This window comes from Halobacillus litoralis (genome assembly GCF_009856415.1).
GTDB lineage: Bacteria > Bacillota > Bacilli > Bacillales > Halobacillaceae > Halobacillus > Halobacillus litoralis_C.
Genome location: NZ_WMEZ01000007.1, coordinates 31,798 through 52,747, shown reverse-complemented (window position 1 = coordinate 52,747; position 20,950 = coordinate 31,798). Strand labels below are relative to the sequence as shown.

22 protein-coding genes are annotated in these 20,950 nt (G+C 44.4%); 14 read left to right on the top strand and 8 right to left on the bottom strand.

What is annotated here, in order from left to right; translation table 11 throughout:
* Nucleotides 1-2 precede the first annotated feature (2 nt).
* Together GLV98_RS15575 and GLV98_RS15570 are read right to left on the bottom strand one after the other, a co-directional pair.
* Nucleotides 3-644, bottom strand: a complete 642-nt coding sequence (locus GLV98_RS15575; RefSeq protein WP_160916901.1) for an MOSC domain-containing protein — start codon at nt 642-644, stop codon at nt 3-5.
* The gene (locus GLV98_RS15570; protein WP_160916899.1) at nt 634-1,377 is read right to left on the bottom strand and encodes a YkgJ family cysteine cluster protein; all 744 of its coding nucleotides are present in this window, start codon (nt 1,375-1,377) and stop codon (nt 634-636) included. Before GLV98_RS15570 ends, GLV98_RS15575 begins: the two co-directional genes overlap by 11 nt.
* A 162-nt stretch (nt 1,378-1,539) precedes the next feature.
* Here GLV98_RS15570 and mreBH point away from each other — a divergent pair, with 162 nt between their 5' ends.
* The 4 genes from mreBH to GLV98_RS15550 all read left to right on the top strand — a co-directional run bounded on the left by mreBH (nt 1,540) and on the right by GLV98_RS15550 (nt 4,735).
* The gene (mreBH, locus tag GLV98_RS15565) at nt 1,540-2,547 is read left to right on the top strand and encodes a rod-share determining protein MreBH (protein ID WP_160916897.1); all 1,008 of its coding nucleotides are present in this window, start codon (nt 1,540-1,542) and stop codon (nt 2,545-2,547) included.
* A gap of 541 nt (nt 2,548-3,088) precedes the next feature.
* Nucleotides 3,089-3,394: a hypothetical protein gene (locus GLV98_RS15560; protein ID WP_160916895.1), complete on the top strand. Its 306-nt coding sequence runs from the start codon at nt 3,089-3,091 to the stop codon at nt 3,392-3,394.
* 26 nt (nt 3,395-3,420) lie between these two features.
* Complete coding sequence (locus GLV98_RS15555) at nt 3,421-3,792, top strand: DUF1428 family protein (RefSeq protein ID WP_160916893.1); 372 nt, start codon at nt 3,421-3,423, stop codon at nt 3,790-3,792.
* A 22-nt stretch (nt 3,793-3,814) separates the two neighbouring features.
* Nucleotides 3,815-4,735: a ketopantoate reductase family protein gene (locus tag GLV98_RS15550; RefSeq protein ID WP_160916891.1), complete on the top strand. Its 921-nt coding sequence runs from the start codon at nt 3,815-3,817 to the stop codon at nt 4,733-4,735.
* A 40-nt stretch (nt 4,736-4,775) separates the two neighbouring features.
* On the opposite strand, the gene GLV98_RS15545 is transcribed toward GLV98_RS15550, so the two are convergent.
* Nucleotides 4,776-5,348 carry a M15 family metallopeptidase gene (locus GLV98_RS15545; protein WP_423785017.1) on the bottom strand — a complete coding sequence of 191 codons (573 nt, stop codon included), beginning with the start codon at nt 5,346-5,348 and terminating at the stop codon, nt 4,776-4,778.
* 133 nt (nt 5,349-5,481) lie between these two features.
* On the opposite strand from GLV98_RS15545, the gene GLV98_RS15540 reads away from it, so the two are divergent.
* Nucleotides 5,482-6,210, top strand: a complete 729-nt coding sequence (locus GLV98_RS15540; protein ID WP_337193763.1) for a hypothetical protein — start codon at nt 5,482-5,484, stop codon at nt 6,208-6,210.
* A 763-nt stretch (nt 6,211-6,973) separates the two neighbouring features.
* On the opposite strand, the gene iadA is transcribed toward GLV98_RS15540, so the two are convergent.
* Both iadA and yfcC read right to left on the bottom strand, forming a co-directional pair.
* Complete coding sequence (gene iadA / locus GLV98_RS15535) at nt 6,974-8,140, bottom strand: beta-aspartyl-peptidase (protein ID WP_160916887.1); 1,167 nt, start codon at nt 8,138-8,140, stop codon at nt 6,974-6,976.
* A gap of 27 nt (nt 8,141-8,167) precedes the next feature.
* Nucleotides 8,168-9,664 carry a putative basic amino acid antiporter YfcC gene (gene yfcC / locus GLV98_RS15530; protein ID WP_160916884.1) on the bottom strand — a complete coding sequence of 499 codons (1,497 nt, stop codon included), beginning with the start codon at nt 9,662-9,664 and terminating at the stop codon, nt 8,168-8,170.
* Nucleotides 9,665-9,823: 159 nt separating this feature from the next.
* Here yfcC and GLV98_RS15525 point away from each other — a divergent pair, with 159 nt between their 5' ends.
* The 5 genes from GLV98_RS15525 to GLV98_RS15505 all read left to right on the top strand — a co-directional run bounded on the left by GLV98_RS15525 (nt 9,824) and on the right by GLV98_RS15505 (nt 14,689).
* Nucleotides 9,824-11,842 (top strand): sigma-54 interaction domain-containing protein, encoded by a 2,019-nt coding sequence (locus GLV98_RS15525; protein ID WP_160916882.1) that lies wholly within the window; start codon nt 9,824-9,826, stop codon nt 11,840-11,842.
* 66 nt (nt 11,843-11,908) lie between these two features.
* Entirely contained in the window at nt 11,909-12,544 is a 636-nt protein-coding gene (locus tag GLV98_RS15520; RefSeq protein ID WP_160916880.1) for a hypothetical protein, read from the top strand.
* Between the two features lie 112 nt (nt 12,545-12,656).
* Nucleotides 12,657-12,848 carry a hypothetical protein gene (locus tag GLV98_RS15515; protein WP_160916878.1) on the top strand — a complete coding sequence of 64 codons (192 nt, stop codon included), beginning with the start codon at nt 12,657-12,659 and terminating at the stop codon, nt 12,846-12,848.
* 20 nt (nt 12,849-12,868) lie between these two features.
* Nucleotides 12,869-13,858 (top strand): acryloyl-CoA reductase, encoded by a 990-nt coding sequence (locus GLV98_RS15510; RefSeq protein ID WP_160916875.1) that lies wholly within the window; start codon nt 12,869-12,871, stop codon nt 13,856-13,858.
* Nucleotides 13,859-14,290: 432 nt separating this feature from the next.
* A complete protein-coding gene (locus tag GLV98_RS15505) occupies nt 14,291-14,689 on the top strand; it encodes a hypothetical protein (protein ID WP_160916864.1) in 399 nt (132 codons plus the stop codon).
* A gap of 81 nt (nt 14,690-14,770) precedes the next feature.
* Here the strand turns inward: GLV98_RS15505 and GLV98_RS15500 are convergent, their stop codons facing one another.
* The 3 genes from GLV98_RS15500 to GLV98_RS15490 all read right to left on the bottom strand — a co-directional run bounded on the left by GLV98_RS15500 (nt 14,771) and on the right by GLV98_RS15490 (nt 16,406).
* Nucleotides 14,771-14,965, bottom strand: coding sequence for a YwbE family protein (locus tag GLV98_RS15500; protein ID WP_146815384.1), 195 nt, complete (start codon nt 14,963-14,965; stop codon nt 14,771-14,773).
* Nucleotides 14,966-15,662: 697 nt separating this feature from the next.
* Nucleotides 15,663-15,875, bottom strand: a complete 213-nt coding sequence (locus GLV98_RS15495; protein WP_160916862.1) for a DUF2188 domain-containing protein — start codon at nt 15,873-15,875, stop codon at nt 15,663-15,665.
* A gap of 81 nt (nt 15,876-15,956) precedes the next feature.
* Entirely contained in the window at nt 15,957-16,406 is a 450-nt protein-coding gene (locus GLV98_RS15490; protein ID WP_160916860.1) for a DUF2188 domain-containing protein, read from the bottom strand.
* A 255-nt stretch (nt 16,407-16,661) separates the two neighbouring features.
* Between GLV98_RS15490 and pxpB the strand changes: the two genes are divergently transcribed.
* The 4 genes from pxpB to GLV98_RS15470 are packed head-to-tail and all read left to right on the top strand — an operon-like array spanning nt 16,662 to nt 20,401.
* The gene (gene pxpB / locus GLV98_RS15485; protein ID WP_160916858.1) at nt 16,662-17,375 is read left to right on the top strand and encodes a 5-oxoprolinase subunit PxpB; all 714 of its coding nucleotides are present in this window, start codon (nt 16,662-16,664) and stop codon (nt 17,373-17,375) included.
* Nucleotides 17,372-18,373, top strand: a complete 1,002-nt coding sequence (locus tag GLV98_RS15480; RefSeq protein WP_160916856.1) for a biotin-dependent carboxyltransferase family protein — start codon at nt 17,372-17,374, stop codon at nt 18,371-18,373. Before pxpB ends, GLV98_RS15480 begins: the two co-directional genes overlap by 4 nt.
* A 12-nt stretch (nt 18,374-18,385) precedes the next feature.
* Nucleotides 18,386-19,159: a LamB/YcsF family protein gene (locus GLV98_RS15475; RefSeq protein ID WP_160916854.1), complete on the top strand. Its 774-nt coding sequence runs from the start codon at nt 18,386-18,388 to the stop codon at nt 19,157-19,159.
* Between the two features lie 51 nt (nt 19,160-19,210).
* Entirely contained in the window at nt 19,211-20,401 is a 1,191-nt protein-coding gene (locus GLV98_RS15470; protein ID WP_160916852.1) for an NRAMP family divalent metal transporter, read from the top strand.
* The last annotated feature ends 549 nt before the right edge of the window (nt 20,402-20,950 follow it).

The following is a 20,950-nucleotide window of genomic DNA, read 5'->3' as shown; positions in this document are numbered from 1 at the left end:
TCTCACTTTTGCAGACGCTTGTTCAGCAATTGCTTTAATCCATCGGCTAGTGGTTCAACAGCTACAATCCGTCTGATTTTATTGGCGTTATCTCGATCGTGGTAGCGCACTTCATTGACATCATCCACTGTCACTCCATCAGGGTGGGGCTCAATTAAAGTCATGTAATCCCCTGGGGACACTTCCCCCTCCCGTAACACCCGCAAATAAAATCCTGAGAACCCTTTTTCCATAACACGAGCCGGAAAATCATCGATCCCATGAGTGCGGGCAATGATATAGCACGGCTTCCTTGGCTCTGATACTTGCAGGATGGCTTCTCCGAGCTGAAAAACATCCCCAATCCGGATATCTCGTTCATCAATCCCCTCTACAGTCAAATTCTCCCCGAAAGAAGGAAAAGGAAATTCTTGACTGTAATGGTCTTCCCAGTGCCTATAGTGTTGGGCTGGATAGAGACATACAGCTTTATCACGGCCGCCATGATTCTTTTTATCCGCTTGTTCATCCCCCTCAAAGTTCAAGTAAGTTAAATGAACAGGACCTTTGACAGAGGTTTTCCGATAAGCACTGTTCAATTCGCCTTTATCGGTTTCATAGGTTTCTGGACGACCAACATTCAAAGATAAGAGTTTATACTTCACTTAGGGTCCCCTCTTTCCATTGCTTGATCCAGGCTGGGAGGTAATCATAACTCCACGCATCCATTGGATAATCAACAAAAACATCCTCGCCATTTTCATAGAGCGCCTGTATTAATTCGTTGATACTTCCGAAATAAAACTGATAGAGAAACTCATAGCTGAACGGTTCTTTTGGCATATGCTGATCAGCACAAACTTGTGGATCACTGTAGTTCAAATAGGTACGACAAGGGATCGGACGCACTTCATAAGCCATACACAATTGAGTTCCTGGATCCAGCATCGGGCAAGGCAGATTCAACTTTTTGTATTCTAACTTCGTCTCTGGTGCCTCATAATCCATAGCCATAGCTATTTGCAATTTGTCCTGCTGTTTAACATAATAATTTTCCCAATGGGTATAAATCGCCTTTTTCCGCTCTTCTGAAAAGTTTTCGATGGAACGAAACAACATTTTCGCTTCCATTTTTGTGATAACAATCGGGAAGTAGCAGCAAAACGCACACCCCATAAAACAATTCGGCTTCATGGAGGTGAATTCCTCCATCCGCTCGATTTCGTGGTCGACTTCAGCGAGAAGGCGTTGAAAACCACTTAATATCACGGTTTCTGTATCCTTTTCACTATCCAATAATTCATCGACAATCCCATCAAAAAAGGAAGGATCGATTTCATACGATTGGTTTATTTTTTCACACCGCTTTATAATCTCTTCATGTTTCAAAAAACTCATAGAAAAACTCCTCTGTCTATCGTTAGTCCCATTATACATGGGGGATGACTTATGACACCACTTTCTCCTGACCACGAATTTCCTGTTGTTCAACCCCCAAAAAACTCCTATGATATGAGAAGACATATAAATAGAATATTTCACCTTTGGAGGTACGTCTACATGTTATCAAACGCAGAAATCGGTATCGATCTTGGTACTGCTAATATATTGATTTATTCAAAATCAAAAGGAATTTTACTTAACGAACCGTCTGTTGTCGCTTATAATACGGAAACCAAAAACGTGGTGGCCGTAGGAAAAGAAGCAAAAGAAATGGTCGGAAAGACACCGCGAAACATCATCCCTGTCCGCCCGTTGAGAGATGGTGTCATCGCTGATTATGATATGACTGCGCAAATGTTGAAGGAGCTTTTGAAAAAAGTATCCAAAAAATCCGGGATCTCCATGCGGAAACCGACCGTGGTTATATGCACACCTTCCGGCTCAACTTCTGTTGAACGCCGCGCCATTCACAATGCAGTGAAAAGCTATGGTGCTAAAAATGTGCACTTGATTGAAGAACCAATCGCAGCCGCCATTGGTGCTGACCTTCCAGTCGATGAACCCATTGCAAACGTAGTTGTAGATATTGGTGGCGGAACGAGTGAAGTGGCCATCATCTCCTTCGGTGGTGTCGTATCCTGCAAGTCCATCCGCACAGGTGGAGACGTCATGGATGAGGAAATCATCCAGCACGTGCGTAAAGCTTACAACGTGTTAATCGGTGAGCGCACAGCCGAGCAAATCAAAATGGAAATCGGCTACGCACTAGTCGATCATCCGGAAGTAACGATGGAAGTAAGAGGTCGTGACATGGTCACAGGTCTACCAAAAACCATCGAACTAAAATCCACAGAAGTTCAAGGAGCTCTGAAAGAATCCCTTGAACAGCTGTTAGAAACGATTCGCGCAACCCTTGAAGATTGCCCACCGGAACTAAGTGGAGATATCGTAGACCACGGTGTGATCCTTACCGGAGGCGGAGCCTTGCTCAACGGTATGCAAGATTGGCTGTCCAACGAAATTTCCGTACCCGTACACATGGCCCCAAGCCCACTAGAATCCGTAGCCATCGGAACCGGCCGCAGCCTGAAAATGATTCAGAAACTGCAAAAAGCAAGTAAGTAAGAAAGAAGTGTGGAATCACCCTGGTAGACTCGACAAGCATAAGACAAGCGGCGCAGTGGAGTGCTCTTCCTCCACGGAGGCGATTGACTTATGTCTCGAGAGTCTGGGTGATGGAACCGGACAATCAGAAAGGCGTAAACGCCACGGGAGGCCCGACAAGCATAAGACGAGGGGCGCATTGAGGTGATCTTCCCTCACGGAGGCCATCGACTTATGTCTCGAGGGACTGGGCGTTGGAGCTGGACTGACTGAAGTATGGTCTATCTAATAAAATGAAAAGCAAACAAAACCTCCGGAGATCCCGGAGGTTTTGTTGTTTCATCCCTTACTCCTCTTCTAAGAGGAAAATAAGCAAATCTAAAATTTCCTTCAAAAGAGAGGAAATCATAGCGACCGTGTCGAAATAACGCATAAAAGTAGAGATTGATTTACACTTTTGGTAGAATGTTTCGAAACAACCCAAGGAGTGGAATGTGAAAAGAGAGGTCTATTCCCCACTCTGATACCTAACACAATAGATAACTATAAGGAGCAGATTCCAATGAAATTATCTACCTTACTCAAGTGGTTAACAGGTGGGTGCGAGGCATTCTTAGCGATTCCTATAGCAGGCGGAGCCTTCATATTCAGCAATGCCTGGCTGCCGCTTCTGTTCATGTTTGTTTTCCACTTGATCACCCTCGTCATTTCAGCTAAAGACAAGCGTTCTTATGCTGGAAGTATTCTCGGAATGATCACTAGTGCTATTGGAGCCATTCCTTTTATCGGTTGGGTCATGCACACAGTGACTGCCATCGTTCTTTTGATCGATGCTGGACGGTCAACAAGCCTGGATAATAAATCCTGATAACCTTTACCACAGGGGGAATAAAAATGTTTACGGTCATATGTCTTTTTAGAGTTAAAAAACGAAATTTGGATGAGTTCATGGAGTTGAGCAGAAAGTCGGGTCAACTTTTGAAATTACATGGAGCACTCGACCATAATATTTATTTTTCTAATAAGTTGACTGGCAGCCAAGGATCCATGGGACTCTTGAATGTGGTAGACGTTGAGGAAGATGAAGAACTCATTCTCGGGCAATCTATTTTCAAGAGTGAAGAGCATTACCACGAAATCATGAAGACAGCAGGATTTGACGATATCATCCAATATTTAGACGACCACATTAAAGATGTTGTAGAGTCGACCAGAATTATTACCTCAAGCTTCACAACAGAACGTAGCAAGGAGTTAGAAGCATAATTTCTTCGGAGGTGTAGGAAATATGAAAATCGTAGTTTTAGGTGCGGGAGCTTTAGGAGCCTATTTTGGAGCGCGCTGGCAGGAAGCTGGACACGATGTTATTAACCTTGTCCGCGAAGGAAGAGCCGAGCAAATTGAAAAAAACGGTTTGAAGCTACATAGTGAAATAGGAGATTATGAAGTTCCAGATCCCGTAATTGCCAGGAGTCCAGAGGAAATCGAAAACCCCGACCTTGTTTTTCTTGCCGTCAAAGGCTATCATCTTCACGGTACATTAGACTGGCTGAAAACTTTGGTAAATAAAGGCGCAAAAGTGTACCCCGTTCTTAATGGGATGGAACACATCAGTATTTTGCAAAAAGAATTGGGAGAGGAAGCTGTCATAGGTGGCCTTTCTTACATTATTGCTACCCTAGATGAAGCAGGTCACGTTATCCATACAAGTCCTTTCCATGATCTTGTATTCGGTCCGCTTCATACTTCTCAGCAAGCCATCTGCGAAGAGCTTGCCCTCGCGTGCAACCAGGCCAATTTAAATGGAACGTTAAGTACGAATATTTTGGAGGACATGTGGAAGAAATACATGTTCATTACTGCTTTTTCCGGAATTACAACAGCTGTCAATCAACCCATCGGGGTTGTACGAAGCTATCCACAAACGTTCCGAATCGCAGAGCGAATTCTTGCAGAAATGAAAGAACTCGCAAACGCCCACCACATCAGCCTGACAGATGAACAAGTGCAGCAGGCATTTGAACGTTTACGTGGGTTTGACCATGAAATGACGTCATCGATGCATCAAGATCGACGAAAAGGACTGCCTCTCGAAGTTGAGCACCTTCATGGCGGTGCTTTACGGCTAGGCAGCGAAGTCGGCTTGAGCATGCCTTATATACAAACCATCCATGCAATGATCAAACCTTACGAAGAATATCAACAATAAACAAAAGGGTGCCCCGACTTCTGGGACACCCTTTTTCTATCTATTCTTCATCTGCATATTCGTCAACTTCCGGTCGTTTTCCTCTTTTCAGCTCCCTAATTGATAATCCAAAGTCCATTTGCAAATGAGGATAATCCTTAAAATTTTCCCAGTCGCCTCCCCATTCAAACCCAAGACCTTTAGCTGCTTTTACGATCTCTAACCAATCCGACCGTCCGTTTCCATTTCCATCGTATTCTGTATCCCAAATGATCCGGCCGTCTTCGTGTTCAAGCGCAAAATCGATAGCAAGACCATAATTATGATAAGACTCACCACCTCTTGCATGAGTGACGATTTGCCCATTTGAAGAACGGCCTTGTTCATACAACTTGTCCTGTCTCTCAACGGATCGGTGCCCTTCCGTGATGACGATGTTAATCCCTGCTCCTTTTACCTTTTCGACCAGCTGATCTTTTCGCTTTTCTACCGTCGGGTGAAGGTTCGTGGGCAATGGGACATCTTCTTTATAAAACACACCTTGAGGAAGTTCCTTTTCTACTTGTGGGACCAAAAAGAAAACCACGAGAGCGACCACGACAGCAAAAAAGAATAAGTTCGTCAGAATGCGCACTTCTAGCTTCCCTTCCATTCATTTAGTGATTAATTTGAGAATACCACACGAACCTGAATAGAGAAATGAATAACTTCCTTTTCATAGTCTCCTATAGTATATTTACAGAAACATCCAATTTGGAGGGAACCCTATGAAATCCGTCTACTTATTACTATCAAACACAGGTACGATTACAAACCAGGCCATCAAAGCGTTCACTGCAGCCCCCTATAATCACGCTTCTCTCTCCCTGGATAAGAATATGAAGCGTTTATATAGTTTCGGAAGACGTCGGCCTACAAATCCTTTCTGGGGCGGATTCGTCCAGGAAGACCTTGTTCAAGGAACCTTCAGTTGGTACCCTTACGCGACTTGTGCGGTTTATGAATTAAAAATGACAAGAAGAAAATATCAAAAGCTCGAGCGTCTCCTTAAGGCCTTCGCTAAAAACTATAAAACTTACTTTTACAATTATTTAGGTCTTTTAGGGGTACCTACAAACCAGCCCATTCATGTAAAGTCCAGTTATTTTTGCTCCCAATTCGTAGCTGAAGTACTTAAGCGAGCAGGGCTTAACCTTTTTCACAAAACGAGCGCCCTGGTCACTCCTGATGATTTTCACGATCACGAAGAACTCCAGTTGATTTATGAAGGACCTCTTTATGAATATCCACATCTATACTCAAGACCCTATTATCATCCAAAAAGGTACAGATCCTTTCCGTTCCGGAAGTACATGAAGCAGCAGGTAAAGTCGGAGGTACTCGGAATACAAGAAGAGAACGGTGAGCTCTACCAGTTCAGGGATGGGTTTATCAAACCTAAGAAAATTTTAATCTCAAGAAAATGGTACAGAATCAGAAAGATACTAAACATATAAAATTCCTCCATCTTCAAGAATAGCTCCCGATTGTGGAAGACTCCGTTTCGAGACTTTTGTGTGAGCTTTAGGGGCTGCGGGAAAAGGTTCGCTTTCCATGGGGCGGGCGGTGAGCCTCCTCAGGCTACGCCTTCCGGGTCTCACCTGTTCCCACACGTCCCATAGGAGTCTCACCGTTTCCCTCCGCCCCTTTACCATATAAGTGTCTCGAAACTCCTCCCAAAATAAGCAACTTTCGAGCGTAATAGAAGTTGCCGGAATCACTCTTAAAACAGCAACACTTGTATTCTGATGATTGCTATAGGGCCCTTTTCAACTAGAAAGGAGTTGTTTTGGAAGATGCTGCTACTGTGTATTTGGGTTCGTTTCTCACCTACTTCACATGGGGTGGTTGGGAAGCTGCGAGACTCCCGTGGGAGAAGGAGACAGGCGAGATCCCGCAGGACGCAGTCCAAGGAAGCTCGACGCTCCCCCACAGGAAAGTGTTCAAATGCGGAATCGCCCTGGTAGACACGACTGGCATAAGCCAAACAGCAACGGAATGTGCCCTTTCATTCCATTGCTGTTTGGCTTATGACGCGAGTGTCTGGGCGATGGAGCTAGACGAGTAGCTTCCCAACCACCCCTGACGCTCAACCAGGCAACGAACCACGGAACATCTCGAAATCGAGTCTCACAATCCTGCCCGTTTGTTGAATAACTTTAATCAAAAAAATAAACACCCCTGTCGGATGTTATACCGATTCGGGGTGTTTCTTTTGTTTTATTCAAATGTCCCTTTCACTAATGCTTCTCCATTCCTGACCATTTCCTTCCCTAAAGCGATAACACGGGAAATCTTGAGTGTTTCTGGGTCCATCATGACGAGGTCAGCATCTTTTCCTTTTTCGAGTTTGCCTTTCGCAGAAAGCCCTAAAATAGTAGCCGGGTTAAGGGTGATGACTTTTAAGGCATCTTCAACGCTCACCTTCTGTTCTAGAACGGCCTCTTGAAAAGCTTCATACAAAGAGGCGACCTTGCCGACTTTCAAACCAATCAAGTTGCCTTTATCATCAAAATCAGGGAGGCTTCCCTGAGCGTCGGACGTAAAGGTGATTTGTTCGATCCGCACCCCCTGATCAAGCATTCGTTTCAGGGCTTCACTGCTTTTCACTTCTCCATCCTCTAAAAATTTCGGGATTGTGCTCGTTGTAAAATCAACGAATCCTCCCTTTTTAGCGTATTGGATGCCTGCCTCAAAAAGATCGGAATTACGGTTGATATGTGTCGGATAAAATTGTGTTATGGGTAAATCAGTCGTCTCAATGACTCTCTCTATAAGTTCTAATTTATCTGGGCTATCTCCGACATGCACATTAACGATCCCTTTTTTTCCAGAAAGCATCCCGCCGATCCGCGCCTCGGAAGCGATTTTCGCCAATTCTTCAACCGTAGGCTGGGAGGATCGATGGTCTGAGATGGCGATTTCTCCCGCTCCAATAATTAAATCAATCAATAGAATGTCGTCTTCAATGTTGCCTGTCAATGTTTTTACAGGGACTTGATAGGAACCTGTGTGACAATAGCAGGTGATCCCTTCTTCTCTCAAAGCGCGCGCTTTAGCTACGAGATTCGTCATGGTCCGTGTCGTCCCGTCCGTACCGATGACACCAACAAGGGTCGTCACGCCGTTCAAAGTCGCATCGGTCAATGTTAACTCGGGTGTGCGGGACCGGAAACTTCCTTCCCCGCCTCCTCCTGTAATATGCACGTGGCCATCGATAAACCCAGGAGTGAGCACCTCCCCCTTAGCTTCAATGACGTTCACCTGTTCACCGGTCAAGTTTATATGATCTTGTATATCCGCTATGCGTCCATCGGCGATCAGGACATCTTTTTCTCCTAAAAACTCAGGAGCATATACGGTTGCTTGTTTAATTAGAGTAATCAATTCTCATACCTCCTGTGTTCTTTTCCTTTAATTGAAATTGATGATTACCGCGACAACGATAAAGACAGACGCGAGTCCGAAGAGCATCAATTGGAATTTGAAGATGAAACGGAACCAGTTGGACCAGTCCAGTCGTGCTGCTCCTAGTGTGCCCATAAGTGCCGCGGAAGTAGGTACGATGATGTTCGTCAACCCGTCGCCTAATTGGAAAGCGAGGACAGCCACCTGTCTGGTTACTCCTGCAATGTCAGCTAACGGAGCCATCAATGGCATCGTCAGAGCCGCCTGACCAGAACCGGATACGACAAAGAAGTTGAAGACCGACTGGAATAAGAACATCAACCATGCAGAAATGACCTCAGGCACACCTTCGAACAATTGCCCCGCTGAATGCAGAACCGTATTCAGCACAGAAGCTGTCGCCGGATCATCTCCTCCTAAAATGATAATAATCCCTTTAGCCATTCCTACAACCAAAGCAGCTGGAAGCAAATCTTTCGCCCCTTGAGCAAACCCTTCGGCGATGTCGTTCACTCTCATATTATTCAGTTTAAAGATTACACCAATGATTCCTGCCACAAGACCAATGGTAAAGAACTGACTTGCGATTTCAGGAATATAATAAGCGTGTTGAATAACACCCCAGATGATCCACGCAATACCTAATACAACTGTTAAAATGACAAGGATGTGACCGAATTTAAAATTGACCTTCAAATCTTTTTGCTCAAAGTCATCTCTGAAGTACTGATCGGATTTATAGGCGAGTGACCGAGTCGGGTCTTTTTTCACAGAACTTGCATATTTCCATGTATAGAAAGTACCAACAGCCGTAAAGATCAGCCACATGGTAAACCGGAATGGGGTCCCTGACAGAACAGGCACATCGGACACCCCTTGAGCAATGGCTACACCAAATGGGTTCATCCAGGATGTCGCAAATCCGATTTGCGTGGCTACATAAGTAATCATGATTCCAGTAATGGCATCATAGCCAAGCGCCACCACGAGTGGTACAAGAATCATAGCAAAAGCGATGGCTTCTTCTCCCATACCGAAGACAGCGCCACCCAAGGAAAACAGGAAGAACATGATCGGAATGATCAACACTTCTTTTCCCTTTGTTCGATCAATAACAGACAGAATCCCTTCCTCAACGGCCCGCGTCTTCATAATAATTCCAAAGGCACCGCCAATAATTAGGATAAAAGCGACGACTCCAACAGCAGAACCCCACTTATCCCCAGAAACTAACCCCTCAAATACATAATTTAAAAGACCAGCTCCTCCAAAAGGCTCAAATAAGCTTGTCCCTTCCTGAGCACTTTCTTCAGCCACTGAAAAGCTATCCGGTACGAGAACTGTCCTTGATTCTTCCGTGCCTGAATTGTCATACGTCACCTCTTTGGTTTCAAATGTCCCAGCAGGTATTAAATAAGTTAATAGAGCTGCAAATAGGACAACGAAAAAGATAATGACATACGTATGAGGCATCTCAAACTTCTTTTTCCCCTTTTTATCCATGTGTTTTCCCCCTTCTTGATCCTTCTACTATATACATGCAAGTTTCATGCCAAAAACATTTTCTGAATATTCCGCCTCAAAAAAGGCCGTTTATCTAAAATAGGTTTTAATTGGGTGTTATAATATAAACCAATAAGAACAAAAAAGAGGAGTGATCGGATGAAAAACCAATTAACCTTGTTAACGGGAACAAAAGAAACAAAAACGACACTGCACGAACAATTGGAAGACATCTTAGGAGAGTTCATTCATATTGAGAGCTACGCTGTCGATGAATATGTCCCCGATCAAGTCAGCGATGATTTAATCATATTTTCTTCCTATTTAATTGAAAAAGAAGCTGCCCCTTTCATCGCTCCCGGATCACCACATAAAACAGCCATCCGTACGATCAATTATCAACACATTGAACGATTGTTGGAATTAGAAGAAGGAACCTCTGTCCTGTGTGTCAATGACACTTCCGAAATGGCAGAAGAAACGATCGATACATTAAAAAGGATGGGGATGAACCACCTTACGTTCACCGCTTATTATCCCGGTCAAAAGAATACACATGGGATCCCTACCGCCATTACGCCAGGGGAGGTAACCCTTGCCCCTCCTTCGGTAGAAAAGGTCATTGACATCGGCGTCCGACTTATCGATATTACAACATTAATTGAAATTCTCGATCACTTCCATTTAAAAGAAAAACTCGGCGGAACGATATCGAATCGATACACCGGAAAAATCATTGAGTTGAGTAAAAAGCTTTCAGAAATGAACAAACAGACAGAACTTTTAAACCAACACCTTCAACAAGTAGTCGACGGGGTAAATGATGGCGTCATGGCCATCGACTCCGACCAAAAGGTCACCGTATTCAACCCTTTCATCGAAGAATACAGCGGACTATCCCGTACGCACGCCATGGGTAAGCCGGTACGACAATTGTTCAAAGATCCTAAACTTCTTGAATTCATAACCAACCCGCAGGATGAAGGGATGTATTTTTCTTTGAACGGTTACAACCTTATGCTCTATCGCGTCCAATGGGAAGAAAGTGACAATGTAATCTTCATTTTCAAAAATTCAGATGAAACCATCACGATGGAAAAAGCAGCCCGAAAGCAGTTGTTAAAAACGGGATATATCGCGAAGTACACATTTAAAGATATCATTGGAAACAGTCCAGCCATTCGAAGAGCGAAAACCATCGGGTATAAACTTGCGAAGACTCCTCTCCCTGTTTTAATACACGGGGAAAGCGGCACCGGCAAAGAACTGTTCGCCCATGCGATCCATCATGAGTCCGACCGCCTTTATGAACCTTTTCTTGCTGTGAACTTCAGCGCACTACCCGAAGACTTATTGGAAAGTGAACTGTTCGGTTATGAAGAAGGAGCCTTTACCGGAGCCAAAAAAGGCGGCAAGAAAGGATTGTTTGAACAAGCAGATGGCGGAACCATTTTCCTTGATGAAATTGGAGATATCAGTTTGAAGCTGCAAGCCCGGTTGTTACGTGTGATCCAAGAGATGGAAATTCGTAAGATCGGAGGGTCGAAAACCATCCCCATTAACGTAAGGATCATCGCCGCTACGAATAAGGATTTACTTGAGCTGATCGATCAGGGGAAATTCAGAGAAGACCTTTACCACAGACTTAAAGTTCTATACGTTTCCGTCCCTCCACTCAGAGAACGAAAAACAGACATTCCTGCACTTGTGGAACAATTTTTACTTGAAAACCACACCCCAAATAAGGCTCTGGGCAAAGGATTGATTGGAGAATTGATGAGCTATGATTGGTTTGGGAACATTCGTGAATTAAAAAATACGATTTCCTATCTGCTTACGGTTTCAGAAGGGGACACCATTACGGTCAATGACCTTCCTGGTGAGGATTTTTTCCAAAGACCGAAGAAGAATACGAAGCGAGAAACGACAAGTCTCGTGGATGATCATTTGAATAAGAAAGTGCTATCGATTGTCTTGGCATTGAACGAAGCGATGATCAATGCGAGCCGCAAGAAAATATATGAACAACTTTCCTCAGAAGAGTCCAACCCATTATCAGAACAACAGATTCGCAGAGTTTTGGCAGAGCTAAAAGAACGTGGATTCGTTACAATCAAACGCGGCCGGGCAGGCACACAGATCACAGAATCCGGTGCTAATTACATCCGCCAAAGTTAATGTTCTCCACTTAATAGAATGATATAATAGTGTCCAATCGACAAAATTAGGGAGAGAGGCAAGACGATGGGACTACAAACTAGAAATTCCAGTAAAACCTTCTATGAATTATTCATGGTCGCTCTTGCCGCTCTTTCCGTCGCGACGATTTGGCAGCAAACCGGCTATAACAGTGTGATCGTTTGGACGACATGGTCCATCTTCTTCCTTGACTTCCTTTACCGTTTATATAGAGCTGAAAGCAAATGGGGTTTCATAAAAAAGCACCCCTTCATTGTCATTGCCGCCATTCCCTTAGACGCTATTTTTCAGTTTGCAAGATTTGCAAGAATCCTTCACCTCTTGAGGTTGAAATCCATTACAAAATATTACACGATGCCTTTTATACGTTTCCTTAAAAGGCAGCATGTCTTAACGGTAACTGGGGTCACCTTCATTCTTGTATTCCTTTTAATCATCCCCCTAAATTTAGTAGAAAATGAATTAGACACTTATGGAGATGCTTGGCTTAGTGCCATCCTCTCCCTCACCTTCTTCGGCAAGTCTGGATTTGAACCTGAAACGATGGTGGGACATGTCATCATCGTCATCTTCACCATTCTCGGGGTCGTCATTCATGGCCTCGTGATCAGCACCACGTTAGATTACTTGATGCAAACCACGCTTTTCCAATCCATTAAACGCAAATTCACCGATAAATAAAAGCCGCCATCATTTGGACGGCTTTTTTTCATGCACCTGGTTAGATCTAAGTTTAACTCTTTATGTAAAAAGGAACCATAACCGGGACACCCATTTTCTGGAGGTGAAAGAGATGGCTGATCAAAAACGCAACAAAGTATCTGAAAACGACCAAAGCTTCCAAGAAAAACTAAAAAAAGAACAGTTGATTGATGGCATTCCTGATGAAGAAGTGAAAAAAGAAGAGCGCGAACAAGAAAAGGGTAGGAAATCCAAGCAGGATTCTGTAACGGAGGAAGATTACGATGAAGACCTCCGCCCTTAACATGGAAATGAGGTGATAGGTTGACAACTTTTAAAGCATATAAAGTCGATCAAACGGAAGAAGGTATTCATGGTTCAGTTCAAGAACTTTCTTTTTCTGATCTGCCTTCGAGCGACGTTTTAATCAAAGTCCAGTATTCCAGCGTCAACTACAAAGATGGAATGGTTACCCAGCCGGATAACCCTCTCGTTAAGGATTACCCGATCATTCCAGGCATCGATTTGGCCGGAAAAGTGGTTCGTTCCAATGATGGAAGGTTTAAGGAGGGCGATGATGTCATCGCTACCAGTTATGAAATCGGCGTCAACCATCACGGGGGTTACAGTGAATACGCCAGTATCCCCGCTGAATGGGTGGTCCATCTTCCCGAAGGGTTGACGACAGAAGAAGCGATGATTTACGGAACTGCAGGTTTTACGGCTGCGCTTTCCCTCCATCGTCTGGAAGAAAGCGGTCTCACTCCTGAACAGGGTCCGGTTCTCGTAACCGGAGCTTCCGGTGGTGTTGGCAGCATAGCGGTTGCCATGCTTGCCAAAAGAGGCTATACCGTGGAAGCAAGTACAGGAAGCCCTGAACATGAAGAATACTTAAAAGACTTAGGCGCTTCTAAAATCATTTCTCGTCAAGAGGTTTACGATGGGAATCTTCGAGCAATAGCAAGCGGACGTTGGGCCGGAGCTGTCGATCCTGTCGGAGGAGAACAACTCGCCTCCATTCTTAGTCAATTGAAGTACGGAGGTGCCGCAGCTGTAAGTGGACTGACCGGGGGTACAAAAGTGCCTACACAGGTTTATCCTTTTATTCTACGGGGTATATCCCTTATTGGTATTGATTCTGTCAATTGTCCCATGGACCAGAGAAAAAAAGTATGGCACCGTATGGCCAATGACTTAAAAATCAAAGAGGTCTTCGACCGAATCAAAGTCGTTCATACTCTGAACGAAGTACCTGAAACACTGGAAAATATTCTACAAGGAAAAACACGCGGTCGATCGATCGTGAAACTATGAATGGATGGTAGTTTTCCAAAACGTATACTATTGACATCTATAAATATAAAGTTTATAATGATTTAATAGTGCCTTCATTAGAAGGTAACTCGGAAAAGAAAAGAGTGATTTGTATGAGACTGGCATTCTGCTACGTTTTGATACAACTTAATCACACTGGATCAGCTTCGGAGCTGTAAGGATGCAATAGAGGTAGGGATTGCGTCGTTTAAGTTGCCAAAAACTACCATGTAGAATTTTTGAACCGCGGCATTAACATGGACAAAGTTCCACAACGCTTGCAATAAAAGCAAGTAGGTAAAACTTGATATTTTCCGAAAGTATACAAAGCGAGAAGGGCGGCCGTCCTTCTCGCTTTTCCAATTTACATAGGTTTAAAGCGGCGCTTTCATGGTAATATAAGCCATAGAAGCATAGAAGGAGGCTAATGAAATGTCTCGATACTTAGACCGTATTGAACCGGAAGATGTCCGCTTTCTTATGGACTTATCAGAATTCAAAACCATCGTACTCGATATACTCGGCGAAGCTCGTGATTTGGTGAACATACAGATTAACTACGACCTTCTTGATGAGCCTGAAGGAGACACACTAGTCCGTCCCATGGTCCAACTCAATGAAATTAGTAAGTTCACAGAAGAAGACCGTCATACATTGCTGCAAACTGGTTTTTCCATCGATGGCGAGCCTTTTGATAATGGGGACTATGCCATGGAGCAAATCTTCGGTGCAGAGTATTCAATCCTAGCGGTTACAGAAGACGAAGATGGTGCTTTTTTCACGATTGAAATGCCCTACAGGAATTTTGAAAAACAAAAGAGCCCTGTGTAATCGTACGTTTTAATTTCTCTCAATAAATGTAAAGAGCCCATGTTTTTGCATGGGCTCTTCGTTTTTGCAATGAAGCTAATCTTAGGAATGTATGTTCTTTACTCGACCGACTTGACCATCTTCCAGGCGCACTTTTATTCCGTGAGGGTGGTTCGGGGACTTGGTGAGAATGTCCTTCACTTTCCCACTGGTCAGCGCGCCTGTTCGTTGGTCTTTCTTCAGGACGATCTCCACTTCTGCCCCTATTTTAATGTCACTTCTTTTTTGTCCATTCATTTTTGGAACCTCCACATTCAGTCTCCCCCGTATTCTATCACACTTCCCATCCCGTCACTTATTCAACTAAAGCTCCCGATTGTGGAAGACTCAGTGTCGAGATGTTTCCGGGGTTCGTTGCCTGATTGAGCGTCAGGGGTGGTTGGGAAGCAACTCGCTTTCCTGTGGGGGAGCGCCGAGCTTCCTCGGACTACGTCCTGCGGGATCTCGCCTATCTCCTTTCTCCCACGGGAGTCTCGCAGCTTCCCAACCACCCCATTCGATATAGTGGAGAAACGAACCCCCTTCGCACAGTAGAACAGTCTTCCACTGTCCATGTGGTGTACGCAGGAATCTCTCTATATCAAGCATTAGGAATACAATTCCTGACACGTGTACTAAAAACTACTCATCTCCATCAGTTGAAAATGAGTTGATTCCAGAAGTGATTTCGAGACACTCACATGGCAAAGGGGCGGAGGGGAATGGGGAGACTCCTGCGGGAAGAGAGTGCTAGGAGAGACCCCACAGGACGCAGTTCCGAGGAGGCTCACCGCGCTCCCGCGGAAAGCGACTCATTCCCCGCAGCCCCAACCCTCATAACAAAAGTCTCGAAATCAAGTCTTACACAACCCTGCCAGTTAGTTGAATAATAATTACCTTTATAAAGATGCACATAAAAAAAGCACTCGTTTTAGAGTGCTTTTTTTATGTTTGATTAACTGCTGTAGTCGTATTGATTTTGAATTTTACCTTCTTTGGTATGGATGACCGCTGAAGTCCCTTTGTTTTGGGCGATTTCTTTTGCACGGTCAATCGCGTCCTGTTTATTCTCGTATACCTTGGTTGCTTGTTCCGCACCTTCTGCTTTAACTGCCCAGCCTTCTTCATGAGAAACTACATGTTCTGCTTGCTTTTTACTTTCAGCCACTTTGAATTCCTCCTTGAATATTTATTATATAAGCTATATATCCTGTTACGAAAAGACGTAAACCTATGATTCTCCATCGATTTACATTTTTTCCTGAATACTCCCATCTTTTTTATGAATGACTACTTGTGTTCCTTTGTTTTCAGCAATCTCTTTCGCTCGGTCAATCGCTTCCTGCTTTTTCTCAAAAACATCGGACGGTTGTTTCGCATCTTCCGTCTTTACTGCCCATCCTTCTTCATGAGCGACCACATGCTGACCCTTTTCCAGTAGTTCAGGGCGACTCTCTCCCCGCCTGCCTTCTTCGTCCCTAGTTTTCAGGTTTTTATCACTCATTTGCTTTACACGATTGATTTCTTTTTCATCTGCGTTTTCATACCATTCTTTCGCCTGCTCTGTAGCGATAGGAATGGCCTGTCCCTCTTTATACCCTTCATCAATCATCGCATTCGCTATATCAATTGCTTTTTTCCTAATCGGTGTCTCCAGGTTTTTAAATGAGCTCGGATAATCGTCGGTATCCCATGGCATTTCAATCGCCCTCCTTATTCATTGATTATCTATTTTATTCCCTCCCACAAAGCGCCACTAAACCAATCGGGGACCTTCGTCGAATTGAAACAGCCGGTAAAATAGGATACGATATTAACGTGAATAAGTTAGAAAAAATGACATCTTTTGATATTTTCTTACCAAAATTACACGTTTGATTATCACAGTCAACGTTTACAGCCTCGCATCCGATATGGTTGCTTGTCATCAATACTATGCATAGGAGGTATTTTCTTGAATATAAGCATTCACCCTCTTGGAGATCAGGCCCTCCTTATTGATTTTGGTGAATCGATAAATGAGGAAACTAATCAACAAGTACGTCAAGCTGCCACAAAATTAGATGAACAAAAGCCCGACTGGATGATTGAATACATCCCAGCTTTTTCTACTCTAACCATTCTATATAATCCCTACTACATAGCTAAAAAAATACGTTCACAAGAGCTCCTTCCCTATGAATGGGCACGAACAAAGGTACTAGACTTATTATCCCAATCCTCCTCCTATCATTCTGAGGAGAGAACTATAGAAATACCAGTCTGTTACGGTGGAGAGTGGGGACCAGACCTCTCCTTTGTCGCTTCACACAATAGCATGAGCGAAGAAGATGTCATAGATATCCACATGAAAGGTGACTACCTCGTGTACATGATAGGATTCGCACCTGGATTTCCATATATCGGAGGAATGGATAAAAAAATCGCCGCACCGCGTCGAGACGACCCAAGACTTTCGATTCCTTCAGGCTCTGTTGGTATTGCAGGAGAGCAAACAGGGGTATATCCTATCGAAACCCCGGGCGGATGGCAGTTGATTGGCCGAACCCCACTCAAACTTTTCGAAGCTGACAGAGATCACCCTTCTCTACTTCAAGCAGGAGACCGCATTCGCTTCACACGCATTGATGAAGCCGAATATAAACATCTAAAGGAGGGGGAACAATGATTTCCGTATTGAAATCGGGATTGATGACGACCATTCAAGATACAGGCCGGTACGGCTATCAAAAGGATGGAGTCATTGTAAGTGGTGCCATGGATCAACAGGCCCACCGAATTGCAAACCTTCTCGTTGGTAATTCTGTCGATGCAGCGACAATGGAGATTACGCTTATGGGACCTGTTCTTGAATTTCAAGAGGATGCCCTCATCGCTATCTGCGGGGGAAACCTAACGCCGATCATTGACGGTGACAGTGTTTCGATGTGGAAACCTTTATACATAAAAAAAGGAAGTGAACTTCGCTTTGGGCAGCCAAAGAAAGGTTTCAGATGCTATCTATCTATTTCGGGTGGATTTCAGGTACGAAAGGTTATGGGGAGTGCCTCCACATATCTGCGGGCAAATATGGGTGGTTTTGAGGGACGAACTTTAGAAAAAGGAGACCAACTCCGTTTTGGTCAACCGGATTCCCTCCCTAAAGATTCGAAAGAACAACTTAAAACGTTGAATAAGGCTACATCTTTTAAGGAAGCCTCCTGGTTCGTCGGTCCTGAGTTCACTGATTATATGAAGAACGACCAGCCGATCCGAGTTATGCCTGGCCGTGAATTTGACTTATTCACAGAGCAGAGTAAAGAACACTTCTTTAACGGCGCCTTTCAAATCGATTCAAAATCAGACCGTATGGGCTACCGTTTAAACGGCACGACCTTAAATCTTGAAAATAAAAAAGATATCGTTTCAGAAGCCGTTACATTCGGTACCATCCAAGTGCCTCCCGATGGAAATCCTATCTTGTTATTAGCGGATCACCAGACCACAGGTGGTTATCCAAAAATCGGACAAGTGGCTACGGTCGACTTACCGAGAATCGCACAAATGCGTCCAGGGGAGAAGATTAATTTCTCACCTATTTCCCATGAAGAAGCTCAACACCTGCTTTTAGAAAAAGAAAAAAACTTAAAACAGTTACAAAGAGGAATAGAAACAAAACTTTTTTAAGGAGGAGATTCCATGCATATCGTCGATTTGAATTGTGATATGGGAGAAAGTTTTGGCCGCTATACCATCGGTCGCGACGAAGAAATTCTAAAATACGTAACATCCGCGAACATCGCATGCGGTTATCACGCCGGGGATCCAACCATCATGAAAAAAACGGTTCAGATGGCGTTGGAACATAATGTCGGTATCGGAGCCCATCCAGGTCTGCCAGATCTAGTAGGTTTCGGACGCCGGCCAATGGATATTTCCGAAGAAGAGGCTTATGATATGGTTGTCTATCAAATTGGAGCTCTGAAAGGGTTTGTGGATACAGAAGGTGGACGATTACAACACGTTAAGCCCCACGGCGCTTTGTTTAACATGGCTGCAAAAGATCAACCGTTGGCACGTGCCATTGCCAAAGCGGTTTACGATTTGGACCCAGAACTCGTTCTCTTTGGACTGGCAGGAAGTGAACTCGTGAAAGCCGGGCATGAACAAGGACTTAAGACAGCAAGCGAAGTATTCTCGGATCGTACCTATCAACAAGATGGATCACTTACTTCACGGAGAGAACCAAATGCGCTCATCACCGATCATGAACAAGCGGTCGAACAAGTGATTCGCATGATCAAAGAAAACAAAGTCCGTACCGTACAGGATACGGATATCGATATTGATGTGCACACCATTTGTATTCATGGGGATGGGGCAAGCGCTATCGATTTCGCTAATTATATTACAAAAGCCTTGAAGGAGTCAGAGATCACGCTCCAATCCATCGGTGAATTTATCGCAAAATAAGCAAACAATAGGAATCATACATCACAATAAACCCAGCAAAGGAGCTACTCCATGAAAGAACAATCGACAAGAAGTCTCCTGTTGGGAGCCGCATTCCTGATGGCGACGTCCGCTATCGGTCCTGGCTTTCTAACACAAACGACTCACTTCACTCAACAACTTGCAGCAAGTTTCGGATTTGTCATCTTGATCTCCATTATTATAGACATCGGGGCCCAACTGAATATATGGCGAATCATTGCGGTATCGGAAAAACCAGCTCAAGACATCGCCAATAGCCTCCTTCCCGGCCTTGGAGTATTTTTATCTGTGCTCATTGTCGCTGGTGGCTTAGCCTTTAATATAGGCAATATCGCAGGGGCTGGTCTTGGTACCAATGTACTTTTTGGAATCTCACCTGAAATGGGGGCATTATTCAGTGGCATTGTCGCGGTCGCCGTCTTTCTCGTACGGGAAGCCGGGAAGGTTATGGACCGCTTCGCACAGATTGCAGGATTTATCATGATTGCATTGACGATTTTCGTTATGTTCTCTGCCCAGCCACCTGTTGGAGAAGCAATCACGAAAACATTCGTTCCTGATACGATTGATTTTCTAGCCATCATTACCCTCGTCGGCGGAACCGTCGGCGGATACATTACCTTCGCCGGGGGCCACCGTCTTCTAGATGCAGGGGTAAAAGGAAAAGAAGCACTCCCCCAAGTCACAAAAAGTTCCGTGTCTGCGATTGGAATTGCTTCCGTCATGAGAATCTTCCTTTTCCTTGCTTCTTTAGGTGTTGTAGCCTCAGGTTTCACACTGAATCCTGAAAACCCGCCAGCTTCCGTCTTCCAGGCAGCAGCAGGAAATGTCGGATACAAAATTTTCGGTGTCATCATGTGGGCCGCTGCTGTAACTTCTGTCGTCGGAGCCGCTTATACATCCGTTTCATTTATTCGTACATTCAATAAAACAATCAACAAGCACCACAAATGGTTCATTGTAGCGTTTATCGTCATTTCAACGACCGTCTTCGTTTCTGTTGGTGAACCTGTCAAAGTGTTGATTCTTGTTGGCTCGTTAAATGGACTAATTCTACCTATCGCACTAGGTGTCATGCTGGTAGCTGCTTATAAACAAAAGATCGTCGGGGATTACAAACACCCCCTATGGTTAACCATCTTCGGAGTCCTGATTGTCATTGCCATGTCCTACATGGGCGGCATGTCACTCATCCAAGGCATTCCAAGACTATTCGGTTAACCCCTAAGAGCTCAGTCCTTCTGAGCTCTTTTTTCATTTACTAAAGCTCCCTATTCTTGAAAACTCAGTTTCGAGATGTTTGCTGAGTGGAAGGGGCTTCGGGGAATAGCTCGCTTTCCGCGGGAGCGCGGTGAGCCTCCTCGGACTGCGTCCTGTGGGGTCTCACCATGCACTCTTTTCCCGCAGGAGTCTCGCCACCCCCTCCGCCCACTTGCCAGAAGAGATTCTCGAATCTACCTCCCAGTAATAAGAGCTTTTATGGTTAAGAATCCTATACCGGCGCAGATTAAGCAGGATTTTACAACACAACTAGGCAGGTTACTATAAGAGGGATTTCGAGAGCCTCATTTGGTAAAGGGGCGGAGGGAAACGGTGAGACTCCTGTGGGAAGTGCGTGGTAGATGAGACCCCGCAGAGCGTTAGCTCGAGGAGGCTCATCACTCGCCCACGGAAAGCGAACCTTTTCCCGGAGCCTCTAAACTCCAACAAAAGTCTCGAAATCAAGTCTTCCACAATCCTGTCATTTACTTTAATAAGAAACAGGTTATC

What these genes read in the sequence shown, in the direction of transcription:
- GLV98_RS15570 (WP_160916899.1), bottom strand. Translation starts at nt 1,377, where the DNA reads ATGAGTTTTTTGAAACATGAAGAGATTATAAAGCGGTGTGAAAAAATA.
- mreBH (WP_160916897.1), top strand. Translation starts at nt 1,540, where the DNA reads ATGTTATCAAACGCAGAAATCGGTATCGATCTTGGTACTGCTAATATA.
- GLV98_RS15560 (WP_160916895.1), top strand. Translation starts at nt 3,089, where the DNA reads ATGAAATTATCTACCTTACTCAAGTGGTTAACAGGTGGGTGCGAGGCA.
- GLV98_RS15555 (WP_160916893.1), top strand. Translation starts at nt 3,421, where the DNA reads ATGTTTACGGTCATATGTCTTTTTAGAGTTAAAAAACGAAATTTGGAT.
- GLV98_RS15550 (WP_160916891.1), top strand. Translation starts at nt 3,815, where the DNA reads ATGAAAATCGTAGTTTTAGGTGCGGGAGCTTTAGGAGCCTATTTTGGA.
- GLV98_RS15540 (WP_337193763.1), top strand. Translation starts at nt 5,482, where the DNA reads ATGAAATCCGTCTACTTATTACTATCAAACACAGGTACGATTACAAAC.
- yfcC (WP_160916884.1), bottom strand. Translation starts at nt 9,664, where the DNA reads ATGGATAAAAAGGGGAAAAAGAAGTTTGAGATGCCTCATACGTATGTC.
- GLV98_RS15525 (WP_160916882.1), top strand. Translation starts at nt 9,824, where the DNA reads ATGAAAAACCAATTAACCTTGTTAACGGGAACAAAAGAAACAAAAACG.
- GLV98_RS15520 (WP_160916880.1), top strand. Translation starts at nt 11,909, where the DNA reads ATGGGACTACAAACTAGAAATTCCAGTAAAACCTTCTATGAATTATTC.
- GLV98_RS15515 (WP_160916878.1), top strand. Translation starts at nt 12,657, where the DNA reads ATGGCTGATCAAAAACGCAACAAAGTATCTGAAAACGACCAAAGCTTC.
- GLV98_RS15505 (WP_160916864.1), top strand. Translation starts at nt 14,291, where the DNA reads ATGTCTCGATACTTAGACCGTATTGAACCGGAAGATGTCCGCTTTCTT.
- GLV98_RS15500 (WP_146815384.1), bottom strand. Translation starts at nt 14,965, where the DNA reads ATGAATGGACAAAAAAGAAGTGACATTAAAATAGGGGCAGAAGTGGAG.
- GLV98_RS15490 (WP_160916860.1), bottom strand. Translation starts at nt 16,406, where the DNA reads ATGCCATGGGATACCGACGATTATCCGAGCTCATTTAAAAACCTGGAG.
- GLV98_RS15480 (WP_160916856.1), top strand. Translation starts at nt 17,372, where the DNA reads ATGATTTCCGTATTGAAATCGGGATTGATGACGACCATTCAAGATACA.
- GLV98_RS15475 (WP_160916854.1), top strand. Translation starts at nt 18,386, where the DNA reads ATGCATATCGTCGATTTGAATTGTGATATGGGAGAAAGTTTTGGCCGC.
- GLV98_RS15470 (WP_160916852.1), top strand. Translation starts at nt 19,211, where the DNA reads ATGAAAGAACAATCGACAAGAAGTCTCCTGTTGGGAGCCGCATTCCTG.